General features: G+C 64.2%; 18 protein-coding genes and 1 pseudogene. 6 read left to right on the plus strand and 13 right to left on the minus strand.

Annotation, left to right across the window (positions count from 1 at the left end; genetic code table 11):
- Positions 1-300: 300 nt before the first annotated feature.
- Positions 301-468, minus strand: a complete 168-nt coding sequence (rpmG, locus tag ABIB99_RS22655; RefSeq protein ID WP_007603295.1) for a 50S ribosomal protein L33 — start codon at positions 466-468, stop codon at positions 301-303.
- A 207-nt stretch (positions 469-675) separates the two neighbouring features.
- The gene (locus tag ABIB99_RS22660; RefSeq protein WP_354177599.1) at positions 676-2,001 is read right to left on the minus strand and encodes an LLM class flavin-dependent oxidoreductase; all 1,326 of its coding nucleotides are present in this window, start codon (positions 1,999-2,001) and stop codon (positions 676-678) included.
- Between the two features lie 230 nt (positions 2,002-2,231).
- Between ABIB99_RS22660 and ABIB99_RS22665 the strand changes: the two genes are divergently transcribed.
- Positions 2,232-2,774 carry a hypothetical protein gene (locus ABIB99_RS22665; RefSeq protein WP_354177600.1) on the plus strand — a complete coding sequence of 181 codons (543 nt, stop codon included), beginning with the start codon at positions 2,232-2,234 and terminating at the stop codon, positions 2,772-2,774.
- Between the two features lie 77 nt (positions 2,775-2,851).
- Positions 2,852-4,210, plus strand: a complete 1,359-nt coding sequence (locus tag ABIB99_RS22670) for a metallophosphoesterase family protein (RefSeq protein WP_354177601.1) — start codon at positions 2,852-2,854, stop codon at positions 4,208-4,210.
- A gap of 27 nt (positions 4,211-4,237) precedes the next feature.
- Here the strand turns inward: ABIB99_RS22670 and ABIB99_RS22675 are convergent, their stop codons facing one another.
- From ABIB99_RS22675 to topA, 4 genes are read right to left on the minus strand one after another with little or no spacing between them, the layout of a single operon-like run.
- On the minus strand, positions 4,238-4,987 hold the full coding sequence (locus ABIB99_RS22675; protein ID WP_354124241.1) for an NUDIX hydrolase: 750 nt from the start codon (positions 4,985-4,987) through the stop codon (positions 4,238-4,240).
- Positions 4,988-5,019: 32 nt separating this feature from the next.
- A complete protein-coding gene (locus ABIB99_RS22680) occupies positions 5,020-5,460 on the minus strand; it encodes a DUF983 domain-containing protein (protein WP_354177602.1) in 441 nt (146 codons plus the stop codon).
- Complete coding sequence (rnr, locus tag ABIB99_RS22685; protein ID WP_354177603.1) at positions 5,454-7,814, minus strand: ribonuclease R; 2,361 nt, start codon at positions 7,812-7,814, stop codon at positions 5,454-5,456. Before rnr ends, ABIB99_RS22680 begins: the two co-directional genes overlap by 7 nt.
- A gap of 19 nt (positions 7,815-7,833) precedes the next feature.
- Positions 7,834-10,581: a type I DNA topoisomerase gene (gene topA / locus ABIB99_RS22690; RefSeq protein ID WP_354177604.1), complete on the minus strand. Its 2,748-nt coding sequence runs from the start codon at positions 10,579-10,581 to the stop codon at positions 7,834-7,836.
- A 227-nt stretch (positions 10,582-10,808) separates the two neighbouring features.
- On the opposite strand from topA, the gene ABIB99_RS22695 reads away from it, so the two are divergent.
- Positions 10,809-11,048 (plus strand): hypothetical protein, encoded by a 240-nt coding sequence (locus ABIB99_RS22695; protein ID WP_247310066.1) that lies wholly within the window; start codon positions 10,809-10,811, stop codon positions 11,046-11,048.
- 247 nt (positions 11,049-11,295) lie between these two features.
- Here the strand turns inward: ABIB99_RS22695 and ABIB99_RS22700 are convergent, their stop codons facing one another.
- Both ABIB99_RS22700 and ABIB99_RS22705 read right to left on the minus strand, forming a co-directional pair.
- On the minus strand, positions 11,296-11,850 hold the full coding sequence (locus ABIB99_RS22700; protein ID WP_247310064.1) for a flavodoxin family protein: 555 nt from the start codon (positions 11,848-11,850) through the stop codon (positions 11,296-11,298).
- 171 nt (positions 11,851-12,021) lie between these two features.
- Positions 12,022-12,489 (minus strand): winged helix-turn-helix transcriptional regulator, encoded by a 468-nt coding sequence (locus tag ABIB99_RS22705; RefSeq protein WP_063982808.1) that lies wholly within the window; start codon positions 12,487-12,489, stop codon positions 12,022-12,024.
- Between the two features lie 123 nt (positions 12,490-12,612).
- Between ABIB99_RS22705 and ABIB99_RS22710 the strand changes: the two genes are divergently transcribed.
- On the plus strand, positions 12,613-13,386 hold the full coding sequence (locus ABIB99_RS22710) for an SDR family NAD(P)-dependent oxidoreductase (protein WP_354177605.1): 774 nt from the start codon (positions 12,613-12,615) through the stop codon (positions 13,384-13,386).
- 174 nt (positions 13,387-13,560) lie between these two features.
- Complete coding sequence (locus ABIB99_RS22715) at positions 13,561-13,743, plus strand: hypothetical protein (protein ID WP_071917406.1); 183 nt, start codon at positions 13,561-13,563, stop codon at positions 13,741-13,743.
- A 58-nt stretch (positions 13,744-13,801) separates the two neighbouring features.
- On the opposite strand, the gene ABIB99_RS22720 is transcribed toward ABIB99_RS22715, so the two are convergent.
- The gene (locus ABIB99_RS22720) at positions 13,802-14,410 is read right to left on the minus strand and encodes an FMN-dependent NADH-azoreductase (RefSeq protein WP_014494708.1); all 609 of its coding nucleotides are present in this window, start codon (positions 14,408-14,410) and stop codon (positions 13,802-13,804) included.
- 84 nt (positions 14,411-14,494) lie between these two features.
- Here ABIB99_RS22720 and ABIB99_RS22725 point away from each other — a divergent pair, with 84 nt between their 5' ends.
- Entirely contained in the window at positions 14,495-14,905 is a 411-nt protein-coding gene (locus tag ABIB99_RS22725; protein ID WP_028152772.1) for a winged helix-turn-helix transcriptional regulator, read from the plus strand.
- Here ABIB99_RS22725 and dprA read toward each other — a convergent pair.
- The 4 genes and pseudogenes from dprA to ABIB99_RS22745 all read right to left on the minus strand — a co-directional run bounded on the left by dprA (position 14,902) and on the right by ABIB99_RS22745 (position 17,980).
- Positions 14,902-16,044: a DNA-processing protein DprA gene (gene dprA, locus ABIB99_RS22730; protein ID WP_354177606.1), complete on the minus strand. Its 1,143-nt coding sequence runs from the start codon at positions 16,042-16,044 to the stop codon at positions 14,902-14,904. The genes ABIB99_RS22725 and dprA overlap by 4 nt on opposite strands.
- Before the next feature lie 109 nt (positions 16,045-16,153).
- Positions 16,154-17,176, minus strand: a complete 1,023-nt coding sequence (locus ABIB99_RS22735; protein WP_354177607.1) for an ABC transporter substrate-binding protein — start codon at positions 17,174-17,176, stop codon at positions 16,154-16,156.
- Positions 17,177-17,334: 158 nt separating this feature from the next.
- Positions 17,335-17,448: pseudogene (locus ABIB99_RS22740) on the minus strand (DNA-processing protein DprA); the annotation flags it as partial.
- Between the two features lie 106 nt (positions 17,449-17,554).
- Complete coding sequence (locus ABIB99_RS22745; RefSeq protein ID WP_502917508.1) at positions 17,555-17,980, minus strand: DoxX family protein; 426 nt, start codon at positions 17,978-17,980, stop codon at positions 17,555-17,557.
- Between the last annotated feature and the right edge of the window lie 47 nt (positions 17,981-18,027).

Raw genomic sequence — 18,027 nt, forward strand, 5'->3', positions numbered from 1 at the left:
CTTCCCAAATTCGGGACGGAGATGCCGCCCCGGTAAATGCACGGTAACATACATTTCGGATTGGGCAACCGAGGGTTGAGGGGGCATCTGCCTATAAACTCGCCATCCACACAAAGCGTGGCCCTCGGCGGAACGGCTCTGGATTGCTCCGTCGCAAGAGCTCCTCGCAACGACGGCGTGGAGAAGGAGCCGCGCGTCAACTTCGGTCTCGTGCCCCGACAGGAGAGGGCACAAATAAAAACGGGGCCGTGAGGCCCCGTCAAAAGTCCGTAGCTTATTCCGTGATCTTACTTGATCTTCTTACTTGATCTTGGCTTCGCGGAATTCGACGTGCTTGCGCGCGACCGGATCGTACTTCTTCTTGACCAGCTTGTCGGTCATGGTGCGCGAATTCTTCTTGGCGACGTAGTAGAAGCCGGTGTCAGCCGAGGACACGAGCTTGACCTTGATGGTGACCGCTTTGGCCATGTTCAGAACCTCAGAAATGAAGGGAATCTGGAGCCGGCCAAACGGCCCGCGTTGGCCGGCAACCTAGCCAGAAACCGCCTGATGTCAAGGTTTCGAAGCGTTTTCGAGCGAAGTGGGCACCGGTTCGCGTCAAGAAAACGCGTCAAAAACAACAACCTAGAGCCCCGAACGGGGCTCTAGGGCGGAAAACCACTCAAAACGGTCCCATTACGCCTCGAAGAACCGGTTTTTCGGCCGCGGCAGGCCCAGATTCTCCCTCAAAGTGGCCCCTTCATACTCTTTGCGGAAAATCCCGCGCTGCTGCAGCTCCGGCACCACCTTGTCGACGAAATCGTCGAGGCCGGCGGGCAGGAACGGGAACATGATGTTGAAGCCGTCGGAGCCGCGCCCGACCAGCCATTCCTCCATCTGGTCGGCGATGGTCTTGGCGGTGCCGACGAAGGACAGCCCGCCATAGCCGCCGACGCGCTGGGCGAGCTGGCGCACGGTGAGCTTGTCGCGCCTGGCGAGGTCGACCATGCGCTGGCGGCCGCTCTTGCTGGCGTTGGTCTCCGGAATCTCCGGCAGTTGCCCGTCCGGATCGAAGCCCGAGGCGTCCGTGCCGAGGATGACCGAGAGCGAGGCGATGGCGCTGTCGTAATGAACGCGGCTGTCGAGCAGCGCGCGCTTCTCCTTGGCCTCATCGACGCTGTCGCCGACCACGACGAAGGCGCCGGGAAGAATCTTCAGATGTTCGGGATCGCGGCCGATCTTCTCCATGCGGCCCTTGATGTCGGCATAGAGTTTTTGGCCGTCGGCGAGGGGGCCGCCGCCGGTGAACACGGCTTCCGCCGTCTCCGCCGCAAGCTGCCTGCCGTCCTCCGATGCGCCGGCCTGCACGATCACCGGCCAGCCCTGCACCGGCCGCGCGATGTTGAGGGGGCCGCGCACCTTCAGATATTTGCCGTTGTGGTCGAGCACGTGCATCTTCGCGGGATCGACGAACACGCCGCTTTCGACGTCGCGCACGAAGGCGTCGTCGGCGAAGGAATCCCAGAGGCCCGTGACGACGTCGTAGAACTCGCGGGCGCGCTTGTAGCGCTCAGCATGCTCCATGTGGTCGTCGAGGCCGAAATTCAGCGCCGCGTCCGGATTCGAGGTGGTGACGATGTTCCAGCCCGCGCGCCCGCCGCTGAGATGGTCGAGCGAGGCGAAGCGCCGCGCCACGTGGTAGGGCTCGTCAAACGTCGTCGAGCCCGTCGCGATCAGGCCGATGCGCTCGGTGACGGCGGACAATGCCGACAGCAGCGTGAACGGTTCGAACGAGGTCACGGTGTGGCTGCGCTTGAGCGCGTTGACCGGCATGTTCAGCACGGCGAGGTGATCGGCCATGAAGAAGGCGTCGAACTTGCCGGCCTCGAGCTTCTGGATCAGCGTCTTGATATGGCCGAAGTTGAAATTCGCGTCCGGCCAGGCCCCGGGATAGCGCCAGGCGCCGGTGTGGATGCTGATCGGGCGCATGAACGCGCCAAGCTTGAGTTGCCGTTGTGCCATTGCCCCGTATCCGTTCTGGGTGTCGTTGGGGAAGACATAGGGACGCCTGGGAACTCCGCCATTGGGGGAGGCGGGAAGATTTTTTCGTTTTTCGCGACATGCTCAGCACAATCGCGTCATTCCGGGGCGCGCGCAGCGGCGAGGGCATGACCACTTCTTGCGAATGCGCCCCGCATCGAACCAATCCCGCGCTCGCCCCGACCAAGCCAGGACCCGTGAGGAGACCCGACATGGCAGGCGCAATGACCGTGGACGGCGGCACCGTTCGCATCGACCGGCCCATGCCCTGGGTCGGCCGCCTGCTGTCGCTGCCGCTGCTCGCCGCGAGCGGTTATCTCTTGTGGAATGTCGGCCTCGGCCTGCGCCAGGATTTTTCCGGCTTCGGCCGGCTCGCCGATGATCTCGTGCCGGTGCTGGTGTTCACGGGGTTGGGACTGCTCGTCGGCATCCCCGGAATGATCCTGCTGACGTACCGCACTTTCGTCGTGCTCAACGAGACGCTGCGCCAGATCGTCATCACCAGGCAGTTCGGCCCGCTCAATATTCGCAAGCACCGCGATCTAGCCGACTATCACTTCGTCAGCATCACCGATGACTATGATGCGGATCTGACGACCTACGACGTCAATCTCTGCGGCAACAGGGGCACCGAGCCGATCACGCTTCAGAGCTTCACCAGGCGCGAGGAGGCGGACAAGCTCGCAAGCGAGATCGGTCGCGTCCTGAAATTGCCGGCGCGCGACTATGTCGGCACCGAGCCTGATGCTTCCTGATTGAGGTCCAGCCACGACCTGTTGCTACCCGTTGCGGAAATTGCCATCCTCGCGGCCGAACACCGCAATGGAAGGCCATGACCTCAGCAAATAATTCCATTCCCGCGCTTCGACCGCGCGGCAAGGGCCACCAATTCCTGTTGTATGGCGACTCCTGTTCGGGCGTGCCGGGCGGATTGCACGAAAAGACCTTCGCCTCGGTCAATGCGGTCGTTCAACGCCTGAGGCCGCAGCCTGAATTCGTTCTCTTCCCGGGCGATGAAATCATCGGACTGACGCCGGATCCGGACGCGCTCCGCGCGCAGTGGCGCTATTGGCTGGATACGGAAATGGCATGGCTCGACCGTGCGGCCATTCCGATGTGGCACACAACCGGCAATCACACGACCTATGATTTGATGAGCGAGGCGGTGTTTCGTGCAGTGCTCGAGCTGCCGAAAAATGGACCGCCGGGACAGGCGGGTCTCTCCTACTTCGTGCGGCGCGGCGACCTCCTGATGGTGTTCGTCAACACGCTCTGGAGCGGCCTGGGAGGCGAGGGCCATGTCGAGCTCGCGTGGCTCGAAACAACGCTCAGAGCGCATGGCGACGCCCGACACAAGCTCGTCCTTGGTCATCATCCGGTGTTTCCGATCAACGGCTTTACCGGGACGTATCAGCGCGAGATCGGCCACGAATACGCCCGCCCGTTCTGGGACATCCTGGTGAACGAAAACGTGCTTGCCTATCTGTGCAGCCACATCCTCGCCTTCGACGTGCAGGCGCATCGCGGTGTCCTGCAGATCTGCACTGCGGGCGCGGGAACGGCTCACAGGATGCCGGAAGGCGTCGAGTATCTGCATTGCGTTCAAGCCGCGCTTGACGAGGAAGGCCTGCGTTATCAGGTGCTCGATACCGACGGCGTTGTCAGGGAGAGGATGGAATGGCCGCTGTCGGATCCTGATCCCGCCAAATGGAGAGAGCTGCGGCCCGGAGATGTCGAAGCACCGTTTAGCGGATGTGTGGAAAGCGGGCGCCGGATCGAGCTGAGGCTCGTGGGGCAAAGTGCTGCGACCGATGTCGCAGCGGCCCAGACGATTTTCACGGCTTTCGCGCCGGGTTCGATCGCGCCGTTCTGGCTTGGGCTTCGGGGACCGAGGCAAACCCTGACAGCCATCGTTGCTCGTGAGCCGGGGCGAAGCCCAACCTATTGGTTTGGACCTGATCTTCCGGCGGGCGAGGGTTTCGATATTCACGTCGCGATCTACCCGGACATGGGTCCGGGCGGTCTCTTGTACCGTCGTCACGATTCCACGCGCTGGTCGTCTTTCACCTCTGCGACGGCGCGAGGGCTGGATCAGCTGGCGTGGCCGCAGCAATGGGCGATCGGCCACGGACAAGGTGGTAGCGAAGACCGCGCCTTCAGAGGTACCGCGCTGAGTTTGCTGATCGCGTGAATGAGCCTGGAGAGTTCGGCGGCTGGATCAGCCCAAGATATCCTTCTGCATCTTGCCGCCGTAGAAATGGAAGAACGGCACCGGCGCATCGTGGCGGAGCGGGCCGGTGGCAAGGCGCGTGTCGAGCTCGTTGAGCACGTTGCGTGTCATCGGATGCAGATCGGCGAGCGGCTTTGAGCCGAGCTCGACCCAGACCAGCTCGACCAGTTCGGCATCCGCATGGATCACCCCCTCGACGCGGTGGGTGATCGCGGAAGCGTCCGCGGTGAAGAAGCGGGTATCGAAGCGCTTGACGCGGCCGGGTGGAGTGATCGCGCGTGCGATCAGGAACAGGCTGGAGGGATCGGGCAGCAGGCCCGCATCCGCGAACGGCTTCCAGGCGCCCTCGAGTTTGGCTTTCCCCTCGGTCTTACGCCCGAGGCAGAGGCCGGTCTCTTCGCAGGCCTCGCGGATTGCGGCAATCGCCAGCGACTTGGCGCGCGAGGCCGGAGTCTTCGGGCTGCCCTTGGCGAGATTGGCTTCCAGCTCGGCGGTGATGGGTGCAGCACACGGCACGCGGTAATCGTCCTTGTCGACACGACCGCCGGGGAAGACGAACTTTCCGGGCATGAACACCACCTTGTCGTGGCGCTTGCCGACCAGGACTTTTGGAATGTTGCCGCTGCGATCGACCAGGATCAGCGTCGCCGCATCGCGGGGGCGGAAATAGGGATGGTGGTCGGCTTCCTTGCCCTCGTGGATCTTGGCCTTCTCGGCTCCCTGCGACGTATCCGTCATGTCCTCACCCAAACCGCTTTTTGATTATTTGCTTAGACCGGCGGAATACCATCCGGAGGGTTCTCGTCAAAGCCGTGCATGCGCAGAGCCCATTGCAAGCCGACCACAGCTCCCTTGACCGGCTGGAGCAGCGCGAGCGAGGCGACGAAGGTGAAGGGCAGATAGGCCGCGAAGCTGAGCCAGACGGGCGTGGTGTAGTTGGTCTCGATCCAGAGGATCGTGGGCACCACGATGTGGCCAACGATGACGATCACGAGATAGGCCGGCAGATCGTCGGCGCGATGCGGCGTGAAGTCGAGGCCGCAGACCGAGCAATTGTCCGCGGTTTTGAGAAAGGCGCGGAACAGCTTGCCCTCGCCGCAGCGCGGGCAGCGGCTGCGGAAACCGCGCTTCATGGCCGTCCAGACGTCGCGCTTCTCGACGAGACCGGTCTCGCGCGTCCAGATCTTTGGGGCCGTGCTCGTCGTCACCATGCCTTGCCCTTCTGGCCCTTGCCTTTCCCTTTGTTCTTGCCTTGGGCCTTCTTGCCCTTGCCGGGCTTCTTCTGCTTCGCCGGCTTGTGTTTCTTCGCCGGACTGCGTCCGGGATGCGCCTTGAACGAGGGACGGCGCTGCGGACCGGATGGCCTGCGGCCGCGCGGCGCAGTCTCGCCGGTCGACGACAGCAGCTCGAAGCGTAGCGCGCCTGCGATGGGAGCAGCTTCTATCAGACGGACGTCAACGACGTCACCCAGCTGATGCATGGTGCCGCTGCGCGTGCCGACGAGCGCGTGCCGGCTCTCGTCATAGTTGAAATATTCCGTGCCAAGGGATCGGATCGGGATCAGGCCGTCGGCGCCGGTCTCGGCGAGCTTGACGAACAGGCCAGCGCGCGTGACGCCGGAGACGCGGCCCTGGAAGCTCGCGCCGATGCGGTCGGCGAGGTGATGGGCGATCAGCCGGTCGACGGTCTCGCGCTCCGCCTTCATCGCGCGTCGCTCGGTCACCGAGATATGGGCTGCGACCTCGCCAAGGCTTTCCGGCGTCTCGCTGTCGGGCAGGGCGCCTTCGCCGAGGCCGAGCGCGCGGACCAGCGCGCGGTGCACGACGAGGTCGGCATAGCGGCGGATCGGCGAGGTGAAATGCGCGTAGCGGCGCAGGTTCAGGCCGAAATGACCGTAATTCTCGGAGGAGTATTCGGCCTGTGCCTGCGCGCGCAGCACGACCTCGCTCACCAGCGGGAAGTGGTCGTGGCCTTCGAGCTGCGCCAGCACGCGGTTGAACAAAGCCGGGCGCAGCGCGCCGCCTTTCGCGAACGGAACGTCCAGCGTCTCCAGAAACTCCGCGAGTGCGTGGACCTTCTCCAGCGTCGGCTCGTCATGCACGCGGTAGATCAGCGGGAGCGACTTCTTCTCCAGCATCTCGGCCGCCGCGACGTTGGCGAGGATCATGAACTCCTCGATCAGCTTGTGCGCATCGAGACGTTCAGGCACGACGACGCGATCGACCGTGCCGTCGCTCTTCAAGAGGATCTTGCGCTCGGGCAGATCGAGATTGAGCGGATCGCGTTCGTCGCGGGCGCGCTTGGCGCATGCATAGGCGGCATAGAGCGGCCTCAGGATCGGATCGAGCAGCGGGCCGGTGGTGTCGTCGGGCCGGCCGTCGATCGCAGCCTGCGCCTGCGCATAGTTCAGCTTCGCCGCCGAGCGCATCAGGATGCGGTGGAAGCTGTGCGAGCGCTTGCGCCCATCGGGGCCGAGCACCATGCGCACCGCGAGCGCGCCGCGCGGCTCGCCCGGCACCAACGAGCAGAGATTGTTCGAGATGCGCTCGGGCAGCATCGGCACAACGCGGTCGGGGAAATACACCGAGTTGCCGCGATCGAGCGCGTCGCGGTCGAGCGCGGTGCCCGGCCGCACGTAGAAGCTCACATCGGCAATGGCGACATCGACGATGAAGCCGCCTCTGTTGTTCGGATCAGGATCGGGCTGCGCATGCACCGCGTCGTCGTGGTCCTTCGCGTCCGGCGGATCGATGGTGACGAGCGGCACGTCGCGCCAGTCTTCACGTCCCTTCAGATTGGCCGGCTCTGCCGCTTCGGCTTCACGCTCTGCCGCGGGCCGGAACTGCAGGGGGATGTCGTGCGCGTAGATCGCGATCAGGCTGATCGCCTTCTCCGACTTGACCGAGCCGAGCTTCTCCTTGACCCGGCCCGAGGCCAGCCCAAACGCGCGCGAACGGATGATGTCGACGCTGACGAGGTCGCCGTCCCGGGCGCCGTGCGTGTCGGCCGCGGCGATGTTCAGCTCGCGGTCGGCGGACTTCTTGTCGACCGGGACCAGCCGTCCGCCGCCTTCGGGAAGCTCGCGGAACACACCGAGGATGCGGCTCTTCGTCTTGTCGAAGACCTTGACGATGTGGCCGCGATAGGCCGGACCTTCGTTCTCGTCCGAGCGCTCGACGCGCAGCAGCGCGCGATCGCCGACACCGGCGGCGGTGCCGGGCTTTGGCCGGCGCGGCATCACGATGAGGATTTTCGGCGGTTCGCCGCTTTCGACCTCGTCCCATTCGGTGGGGGAGGCGATCAGCTCGCCGTCACTGTCACGGCCGGTGATGTCGGCGACCAGCGTCGACGGGAGCGCGTCCGGCTCGGAAACCTTGTGGCGTTTTTTCTTGATGGTGCCGTCGTCGGCGAGCTCGCGCAGCATGCGCTTGAGCTCGATGCGATCGGCGTTCTTCAGGCCGAACTCGCGCGCAATTTCGCGGGTCCCGACCTTTCCGGGATTTGCCTTGATGAAGGCGACGATGGCGCTCCGGTCGGGAAAGCCATGGTCATTCTTGCGTTTCACTTAACCTCTAATTCTTGATCTAGGTCTTGCCGGCACTCTTCTTGGCCGGAGCCTTGGGGGCGGCGGCCTTGGTCGGCGACGTTTTTGCGGTCGACGACACGGCGGCGCGCGCCTTGCTGGTGGATTCGGATTTGGGTTTGGCCGCCTTCTTCGCGGCCGGTTTCTTCGGTTTCGGCGCGGCGTCATCGCCGTCGGTGGCCTTCGCCGCAGCCTTCTTGGCCTTGGCCGGCTTCGCGGCTTTCTTCGCCTTGGTCTTGCCGCCGCCCTTGGCCGCGCGCTCGTCGATCAGCGCGATCGCCTGCGGCAGCGTGACAGTGTCCTTTTCGAACTCGGCCGGGATCGTCGCGTTGACGCCACCTGCCGTGACATAGGCGCCGTAGCGGCCGCTCTTCACCGTGACGGTGCCCAGCGTCGGATGATCGCCGATCGCCTTGCCGGGGTCGGCGCCGAAGCGGCGGCTCGGGCCCTTCGCGACCTTCTCCGCGATCAGCGTCACCGCGCGGTTGAGGCCGATGTCGAAGACCTCGTCGCCGCTCTCCAGGCTGGCGTAGGTCTTCTCGTGCTTCACGAACGGCCCGAAACGGCCGAGTCCTGCCGTGATCGGCTGACCGGTCTCCGGATGCTTGCCGATCTCGCGCGGCAGCGACAACAGCTTCAGCGCAAGCTCAAGCTCGACATCGCCCGGCGAGGTGCCCTTCGGGATGCCCGCGCGCTTCGGCTTCTCGCCTTCCTCGTAATCCTTGGGCTCGCCGAGCTGGATGTAGGGGCCAAAGCGGCCGGCCTTGACCCAGACATCGCGACCCGTATCGGGATCCTGGCCGAGCGAACGGTCGGCGGTGGTCTCGCTGTCGGCGGCGAGCTGGCGGGTGTAGCGGCATTCCGGATAGTTCGAGCAGCCGACGAAGGCGCCGAACTTGCCGGCCTTGAGATTCAGCCGGCCGTTGCCGCAGCTCGGGCACTGCCTGATGTCGCCGCCGTCGGCGCGGGGCGGATAGATGTGCTGGCCCAGCATGTCGTCGAGCACGTCGAGCACCTGGGCGACGCGCAGATCCTTGATCTCGTCGACGGCGCCGATGAAGCCGGTCCAGAAGTCCTTCAGCACCTGCTGCCAGGAGATCTCGTTGTTGGAGATGCGGTCGAGCTGCTCCTCCAGATTGGCGGTGAAGTCATATTCGACGTAGCGGCTGAAGAAGCTTTCGAGGAAGGCGACCACGACGCGGCCCTTGTCCTCGCCGTGCAGGCGCTTCTTCTCCAGCTTGACGTAGCCGCGGTCCTTCAGGACCTGGAGGATCGAGGCATAGGTCGAGGGACGGCCGATGCCGAGCTCTTCCATGCGCTTGACCAGCGAGGCCTCCGAGAAGCGCGGCGGCGGCTCGGTGAAGTGCTGGGTGACGGCGAGCGACTGCCGCTTGAGCGCGTCGTTCGGGCTCATCGCGGGCAGGCGGCGCGAATCGTCGTCTTCCTCGTCGTCGCGGCCTTCCTGGTAGAGCGCAAGGAAGCCGTCGAACTTGACGACCTGACCCGTCGCCCGCAGCTCCAGCGTGCGGGAGCCTGCCTTCGCGGTGATGTCGACGGTGGTGCGCTCGAGCTCGGCCGATTCCATCTGGCTCGCGATGGTGCGCTTCCAGATCAGCTCATAGAGTCGGGCCTGGTCGGCATCGAGCTTGCGGCTCATGCTGTCGGGGCGGCGCGACATGTCGGTCGGGCGGATCGCTTCGTGCGCTTCCTGGGCGTTCTTGGCCTTGGCCTGGTACTGGCGCGGGGCCTCCGGCACATAGGCGTTGCCGTAATCCTCGCCGATCACCTTGCGCGCCTGGGTGATCGCGGACGGATCGATCTGCACGCCGTCGGTACGCATATAAGTAATGAGTCCGGTGGTCTCGCCGCCGATGTCGATGCCCTCATAAAGGCGCTGCGCGATGCGCATCGTGTGCGCCGGCGCAAAGCCGTATTTGCGGCTGGCTTCCTGCTGCAGCGTCGAGGTGGTGAAGGGCGCCTGCGGATTGCGCCGGGCCGGCTTGGCATCGACCGCGGTCACGGCGTAGGCGGCCGCTTCCAGCGCCTTCTTGAAGTCTTCGGCTTCCGCACCGGTGCCGATGTCGAGACGCTGGATCTTCTTGCCGTCGGCGCCGACGAGGCGCGCCTCGAAGGCGTCGCCGCGGGGCGTCAGCAGGGTCGCGATCAACGACCAATATTCGCGCGCGACGAACTTCTCGATCTCCAGTTCGCGGTCGCAGACCAGCCGCAGCGCCACCGACTGCACGCGGCCCGCCGAGCGGGCGCCCGGCAGCTTGCGCCAGAGCACGGGGGAGAGGGTGAAGCCGACCAGATAGTCCAGCGCCCGGCGCGCCATGTAGGCGTCGACCAGCGCGCCGTCGATCTGGCGCGGATTCTTCATCGCGTCCGTGACGGCCTGCTTGGTGATGGCGTTGAACACCACGCGCTCGATCTTCTGATCCTTCAGCGCGCGCTTTTCCTTCAGCACCTCCAGAACGTGCCAGGAGATGGCCTCGCCCTCGCGATCAGGGTCGGTCGCCAGAATCAAGCGGTCGGCGCCCTTCAGGGACTTGGCGATATCGTTGAGCCGGCCGGCCGCCTTGGGGTCGACCTCCCAGATCATCTTGAAATTTGCGTCCGGATCGACGGAACCGTTCTTCGCCGGGAGGTCGCGGACATGGCCGAACGAGGCCAGAACCTCGTAGGACGAGCCCAGATACTTGTTGATCGTCTTGGCTTTCGCCGGCGACTCCACAATGACGATATTCATGTAGTTCCAGTAACTTACGGGGAAATTACGAGCCGCTTTCGATGAGATTCGGATCGGCCGTTTCGACCCGAACATGGGTGGTGAGGCCCTCGCTGTCAAATCGAGGGGTGTTGAAAGCACCCCGAATGGGAAAAGTTTCATATCGAGAAAGTTGCAAAATACCACCTTGGAGTTGCGGTCAATGTCGGCGTAGAGTCCTCCCGGGGCATGGATTCGGGTGGGGTCTGGTGACTAAGCCAGGAAAGAAACGGGCGCGCGCCGCGTCAGGCGTGGCGGGAGGCTCGCGCGGTGAGGAACCAGGGGAGGGCGGCGTCGAAGAGGCCGTCGCCTTCATCGCCGAGCAGGTCGGGGCGTTGCGCAAGCTCGCCGAGCGCCACAAGCTCGATGTGCTGCATTATCTCCTGGGGATGACCAAGCTGGAGGCCGACGAGCACCTGCGGCTGCGGAGCAAGCGCAAGCTGTCGTAGCGGCGCTCACCATCCAATCCGTCATCCTGAGGTGCTCGCGTAGCGAGCCTCGAAGGATGAGCGGCCGAGATGCCGCAGCCGGGCCGTCGCCCTTCGAGGGCCGCTGAAGAAGCGGCCACCTCAGGGTGACGGCGATATATGGGGGCGCGCTGCATCGACGTCGTCATTGCGAGCGCAGCGAAGCAATCCAGAGTCTTTCCGCAGAGGGATTCTGGATTGCTTCGCTGCGCTCGCAATGACAAGGGGATCAGCCGCTACGGCCCGCCATTCTCGCCAGTCGTCGGCCGAGATATTCGGCCGTGCCGAGGTCGCTCTGCGGTAACGAGGCGTCGACCAAGTGTGTCGCCAAGCCAAGCTGACTGCCTAAACGATTCCGGCCACTCAGATCCTCCCCACCCGGAATATCCAGTCCGCACCAGAGCATGCCGTGCTGCGCGGCGAGAATGGAGAAGTAGGTCAATGTGTGGAGTTGATCGCCGCTTGCGCAGGCGCCCGTGGTGAACCCGGCTGCGATCTTGTTGGCCCATCTTTGCTGGCTCCATCGATCACTTGAAGCATCTGCAAAGGCTTTGAATTGAGCCGCTGGTCCGCCCATGTAGGTTGGGCTGCCGAATGCTACCGCGTCGGCGCCGTCAATCGTTTCCAGGAACCCCTCATTCTGAAACCGGCCTGACACGATGTCGTCGCCTGTGATTCGGCAAAGCGCGACGTCTGCCATGCCATCCGCTCCGCGCGCCAACGCATGCGCCAGCTTCTCGGTGGTGCCGGAGATGGAAAAATAGACGATAGCGAGCAGGGGCATGGCGGTGCCACTTTGGGGTGTTCAGCCATCTTTGACGCCGTCGATATTTTGTACAAGTCCCCCCAACGCAGTCATTGCGAGCGCAGCGAAGCAATCCAGAATCCCTCCGCGGTGAAATCCTGGATTGCTTCGCTGCGCTCGCAATGACGGTGTGGTGGCAGTGTGCCGCGATCAGGCTGACCGCCGCCGCGGTGCCGGTCGGGGCTTCAGCGTGATGTCGGCCAGGCTGAGCAACCGTCCATCCTCGGCGTGCAGCTCGAGCTTCTTCACCGGGCGGCCTTTGACGCGATCGACCATGACGGTGTCGATCTCCTCGGGCGTGTCGTCGAACTCCTCGCTCCATTGCCGGAGCGCGACCAGGATCGGGAAGAGGCCAAGTCCCTTCGGCGTCAGCACATACTCCTGGTAGGCGCTGCCGTCGGAGGCGGGGGCGGTCGCCAGTATGCCGTGTTCGAGCATTGAGCGCAGCCGCGCCGACAGGATGTTCTTGGCCATGCCGAGCTTGCCCTGAAACTCGCCGAAGCGGCGCATACCGAGCATCGCTTCGCGGATGATCAGCAGAGTCCACCAGTCGCCGATCGCCTCCAGCGACCGCGCGACCGGGCAGCCGTCACCCTCAAAACTCGTTCGTTTCACCATCGTCTGAGGTCTCCCCACATTCGCACGATGTCGGCGCCAATCACGCGCTTGTGTGGTTGCATCATAAAACCATACGCCTAGATTGCAATACGGTTTCATAATGAAACTACTGGAGAGGCGAGCATGAGACTGAGCGGCAAGACGGCACTCATCACCGGCGGCAACAGCGGAATTGGATTGGCAACGGCAAAGCTGTTCGTGGCCGAGGGCGCGAAGGTGATCATCACCGGGCGCAATAAGGAGACGCTGGAGGCCGCAGCAAAGGAACTCGGGCCGAACGGGATCGCGCTGGTTGCGGACGCGACCGACGTCGCCGCGACTGAAGCGGCGATCAAGAAGGGCACCGAAAAATTCGGCAAGCTCGATATCGTGTTCGCCAATGCCGGCATCCCCGGCAGCACGCCGCTGGGCTCGACGACGCTGGATGTCTTTGAGAAGGTGATCAGCACCAACCTCACGGGCGTGTTCTTCACGGTGCAGTCGGCACTGCCCTATATCAACGACAACGCCTCGATCATCCTCAACGGTTCGGTGATCTCCGTGCTCGGCGTTCCCGGCTACTCCGCTTACGGGGCCGCCAAGGCCGGCGTGCGCGCGCTAGCGCGGATCATGGCCTCGGAACTGTCGCCGCGCGGCATCCGCGTCAACGTCGTTGCGCCCGGCGCGACCCGCACGCCGATCTGGGGCGCCGCGATCGCAACGCCTGAAGCGGAGAAGGCGTTCGAGAAGCGCCTTGGACTATCCACGCCGCTCGGCCGCATTGCTGAACCGGATCACATCTCGAAGACGGTCCTGTTCCTCGCCTCCGACGATGCCGGGCACATCCAGGGCCAGGAGATCTTCGTCGATGGTGGCGCGGTTGCCTCTCCCGCGGGCGCACCGATCTATCGCGGCTGATCAACGTTTGCGAAAATTGAATCGGTCGGCGCGACGACATCGGTTGCGCCGGCCGGTTCCTGCACCTCGGTGGCTGTATTCCTCTGAACCTTCCGTGAGGCGTTGAACCTTCGCTTGCGCTGCCAAGACCCTTTTGCGGGCAGGGTCATAAGACTCACTTTCAGGGAGCCCGCGATGTCAAAAGCAGCTCGTATTTCTTCGTCGATTTCAGAACCACGTATTTACACCGAACATTCCGCCATTCCAGCCAAGCACTCCGATACGTCCGAGTTCATCGGGGTGGCACTTTTCTCAGGCATCGGGCTTTTCATTTCGCTCGTCGCCGTCATTCTTGGCGTTCAGGGCGCCTGGTTTTAGCGCTGTCGAATTCTCAGCCGCCGCCGGGCTCCGGCAGCGGCTGGTGTCGGCGTAAGTCTTACGCCGCCTGCAGGCTGGTGGCAGCCTGAAGCGCTCCGGCCAGCGCTTTCTCACGATGCTCAGGGCCAACCTGGATGCCGTCGGCGACGATGAATTCGGGGCTCGTGATGCCCATGAACGCGAACACGCCACGCAAATAGGTTTCGAGGTGCTCGAGCGAGGCGGCCGGCGTGCCCGGGCCGTAATAGCCGCCGCGCGAGATCGCCACGATCACGCGCTTGTTGCCGGCAAGGCCCTGCGGGCCGTTCGCGTCGTATTTGAACGTTTTCCCCGCCACCAGGACGCGGTCGATCCAGGCCTTGAGCTGGCTCGGGATCGTAAAATTGTACATGGGCGCGCCGATCACGACGATATCGGCATCGAGGAACTCGTTGAGCACGGCCGCGCTCGCGGCCAGGTCGGGACCGAGTTCCGCCGGCGCCGGCGCGCCTTGTGCGGCCGCAAGGTGCGAGCCGGAGAGGTGGGCGAGCGGAATCTGCGTCAAATCGCGGTAGACGAGGTCGAGCGACGGCGTCGCCTGCCTGAGACGGTCGACGATGGCGGCGGAAACCTGCCGTGAGACGGAGTGGGGGCCGAGCACGCTGGAGTCGATATGGAGGAGTTTCATTGGGGTTCACCTATGGTATAGATTTGTAACCCGCACTACATGAGTGACTGTCAAATTCCCCGCAAGAACGCACTTTTTTGAGCCATGGGCACATCTTTGAGACCTGCACACACCGATTTTCCTGCTCCCCAGATGCCGGATCGCGACCACGCGGACTGCCGCGGGGTCGCCTCGATCCTGGCGCGCGTCGGCGACAAATGGAGCGTGTTCGTCATCATGATGCTGAGCGACGGGCCCAAGCGCTTCAACGAGCTGAAGCGGATGATCAACGGCATCTCGCAGCGGATGCTGACCTTGACCCTGCGCGGGCTGGAGCGCGACGGCCTCGTCACGCGCACGATCTTCCCGACCATTCCGCCGCGCGTGGACTATGAGCTGACCGATCTTGGCCGCGGGCTCCAGCAGCCCGTGATGGCGCTTGGGCTATGGGCGAAGGAGCACCAGGCGCAGATCGCGGCGGCACGCACGCGCTTCGACGAGCGCAACGACACCTAGAGAAGAGAAACGAGACCGCCGCCGTGGCGTTCGAGGCGGCCCGCAAGCTCGAGCTCCAGCAGCACGGTGCGGACGATCGCGGGCGAGGCGCCGGACATCCGCACGAGATCGTCGATCGAGATGGGGGCAGGGCCGAGCAGGCCGGTGATCTGGTCGCGGTCGTGTGATTGCGGGTCGCTCTCGAACGGTTCGCTGTCGGGCTCGCTCGCCGGATGCATCAGCGGCCGCTCCATGATCGGTGCGACAGCGTTGATGATGTCGGCGGCTTCGGTGACGAGCGTTGCGCCCTGCTTGATCAGATCGTTGGTGCCGGCAGCGCGCGGGTCGAGCGGCGAGCCGGGCACCGCGAATACCTCGCGGCCCTGTTCGGCCGCCATGCGCGCGGTGATCAGCGAGCCCGAGCGGTGCGCCGCCTCGACCACGACCACGCCGAGGGCGGCGCCCGAGATCAGCCGGTTGCGGCGGGGAAAGTCGCGGGCGTGCGGCTCGTGGCCGAGCGGCATCTCGGAAATCGCAGCACCCGCGTGATCGAGGATCGCGGCGAGCAGGTCGCTATGCTCGGGCGGATAGATGCAGTCATGTCCGCCGGCGAGCACTGCGATGGTGCCGCTCTCGACACTGGCGCGGTGCGCCGCCTGATCGACGCCGCGGGCGAGCCCCGAGATGATGATGAAGCCGGCTTCGCCCAGCTCGCGCGCGAGCTGCCCGGCGAATTTCAAGCCGGCGCCGGAGGCGTTGCGCGAACCGACGATCGCGATCATCGGCCGCATCAAGGTTGCGTTGTCGCCGCGCACGGCGAGCAGCGGCGGCGCATCGTCGAGCGTCGCCAGCCGCGCCGGATAGCCGTCCTCGCCGGGCGCAAGCCAGGCGATGCCGTACTTGCGGCTTGCGGCGAGCTCGGCCTTCGCCTCATCGGCACTACAGATGCGCCCGGAACGGGCCGCGCCGCCGCGGCGCGCCAGATCGGGCAGCCGCTCCAGCGCGGCGCGCGCCGTGCCGAAATGATCGACCAGCGAACGGAAGGTGCGCGGCCCGACATTGTCGGAGCGGATCAACCGCAGGCGGTCGATCCGTTCAGCCTCGGTCAGCTCAACGCTCGGATTGATGGCGTCCACGGCGTCTCCTTGTGGAAGCAGCATGGAACAACCTGAGGGCGTGGGCAACAGTGGCGTGTGGTTGTTTCTATCGCCCCAATCATGGGCGGAGGAGGAATGGAGCAACGCGCTGCCTTATTCCTCAAGGCTTTTGCTATTCGATGACCTCGTCCGCGCGCACCTGCAACGACTGCGGTATCTCGAGGCCGAGCGCCTTGGCGGTCTTCAAGTTGATGACCGTCTTAAACTGCGTCGGCTGCTCGATGGGGATGTCGGCCGGGTTCGCGCCCTTCAATATCTTGTCAACGAAAACAGTGGCGCGGCGAAACATGGAGGTGAAGTCTACCCCGTACCCTACCAGTGCGCCCCCCCGGGACGCGACGATGGGTGCGGCAATCGATGGCACGCGGCACTTGTCGACAATCGCCGAGACCAACGCCGAATTGGTGACAAACGCATTGGCGTCCGTGATGACGAGACCGTCCATGGCGGAGGAGCCGACGATTGATAGCGCGTTGTCGAGGTCGCCGGGGACGTCAAGCTCGATCGGTCGCAGCTCAACCTTCATTGCCCGCGCGGCGTTCGTCATGGCACTCATGGTGCCGTTGTTCAGGGGGTTGCCTCGCTGCATGAGCACCCCTGCGCGGGTCATCGAGGGAGCTATGCTCGCAAGAACCTCTAACCGCTTCGCAGCTAGTTCTGTAAGGAAAAAGGTCTGTCCCGTAATGTTGCCACCGGGATGAGCCATGCTGGCTGCAAGGCCCAAGGTCACCAGATCGGGACCCACGATCATCACGGTTGGAATTGTGGTCGTCGCACGGTGCGCGGCAAGAACCCCGGGAAATGTGGCTGTCACGAGAACGTCGACGCCGAGGGCGACCAGTTCAGCAGCCAGCGCCGGAAGCCGGTTATCGTCGCCGTCGGCGTCGCGATATTCAACGTGGACGTTCTCGCCCTCAACCCAACCGAGACCGCGAAGCGCAACGAGGAACGCGTCGACCTCCGAATTTCGCGGTGGGGGGAGGAAAAGGCCGATCCGCGAGACGCGCTTCACTTGCTGAGCGCGTGCGGCCGTTGCCCACGCCAACGCCCCGCCAGCCAAAGTGATGAATCCGCGTCGTTTCATAGCACCGCTAAATCGCTTATCCTCTGGCAGAGAGTAAGCATTTTTCGACATTGGTCCAGCCGCGTCAATGAACAGGTTGGGTCAGAAGGCGCACAGCCTAAGCCGAGACGGCGTGAGCGTCCAACAGTCCGGCATTCGAATCTCATCGCCTTGATTGTCGGGGCAATTTAGAACTAACGCAAAGGTTGCGGCGTTTCCGCGTTAGTGCCACGCGGCCCGACATTGTCAGAGCGGATCAGCCGCAGGCGGTCGATCCGCTCAGCCTCGGTCAGCTCAACGCTCGGATTGATGGCGTCCACGGCGTCTCCTTGTGGAGGCAGCATGGAACAACCTGAGGGCGTGGGCAACAGTTGCGTGCGCTTGATCGGGCTTCAAAGGCGCTGCAGGAAGACCCGACGTGGTCGACGGGTCTTCCGCAAGGTCGTCGATTCAACGCGCGTGGGCCGCCTGAGCGACAGCGACGCCGCCACGGGAGACGCGAGCGTCAAGGCTGAGCGCACCGGCACCGAAGGCAAAGATCTGGAGCAGGCCGCCTGCCATCATCACGTTCTTGAGGAAGTGGATCATCTGATTCTGGTCGGCAAAGTTGTTGTGGAACGAGACTGCCGCGGCCAGCGAGAATATGGCGAGCGCCAGCGCGACCGAGCGGGCTTGATAGCCCGCGATCAGCAGGAGACCGCCACCGAGCTCGACGAGAACCGCGATCGCATATGCCAACGGGGGCACCGGCAATCCCGCAGCGGCGATGTAAGCGGTGGTCGCACCATAAGCGGTGAGCTTGCTGAAGCCACTCATTGCAAACGGGAGGCCGATCAGCAGGCGGCCAACGAGGGAAGCATAACGGGTCGTATCCATGGTCATCGCTCCTGTGCTTGGTTGAGGTCCGACGGCGGTGACGCACC

Source organism: Bradyrhizobium sp. LA6.1 (assembly GCF_040547805.1).
Lineage (GTDB): Bacteria > Pseudomonadota > Alphaproteobacteria > Rhizobiales > Xanthobacteraceae > Bradyrhizobium > Bradyrhizobium barranii.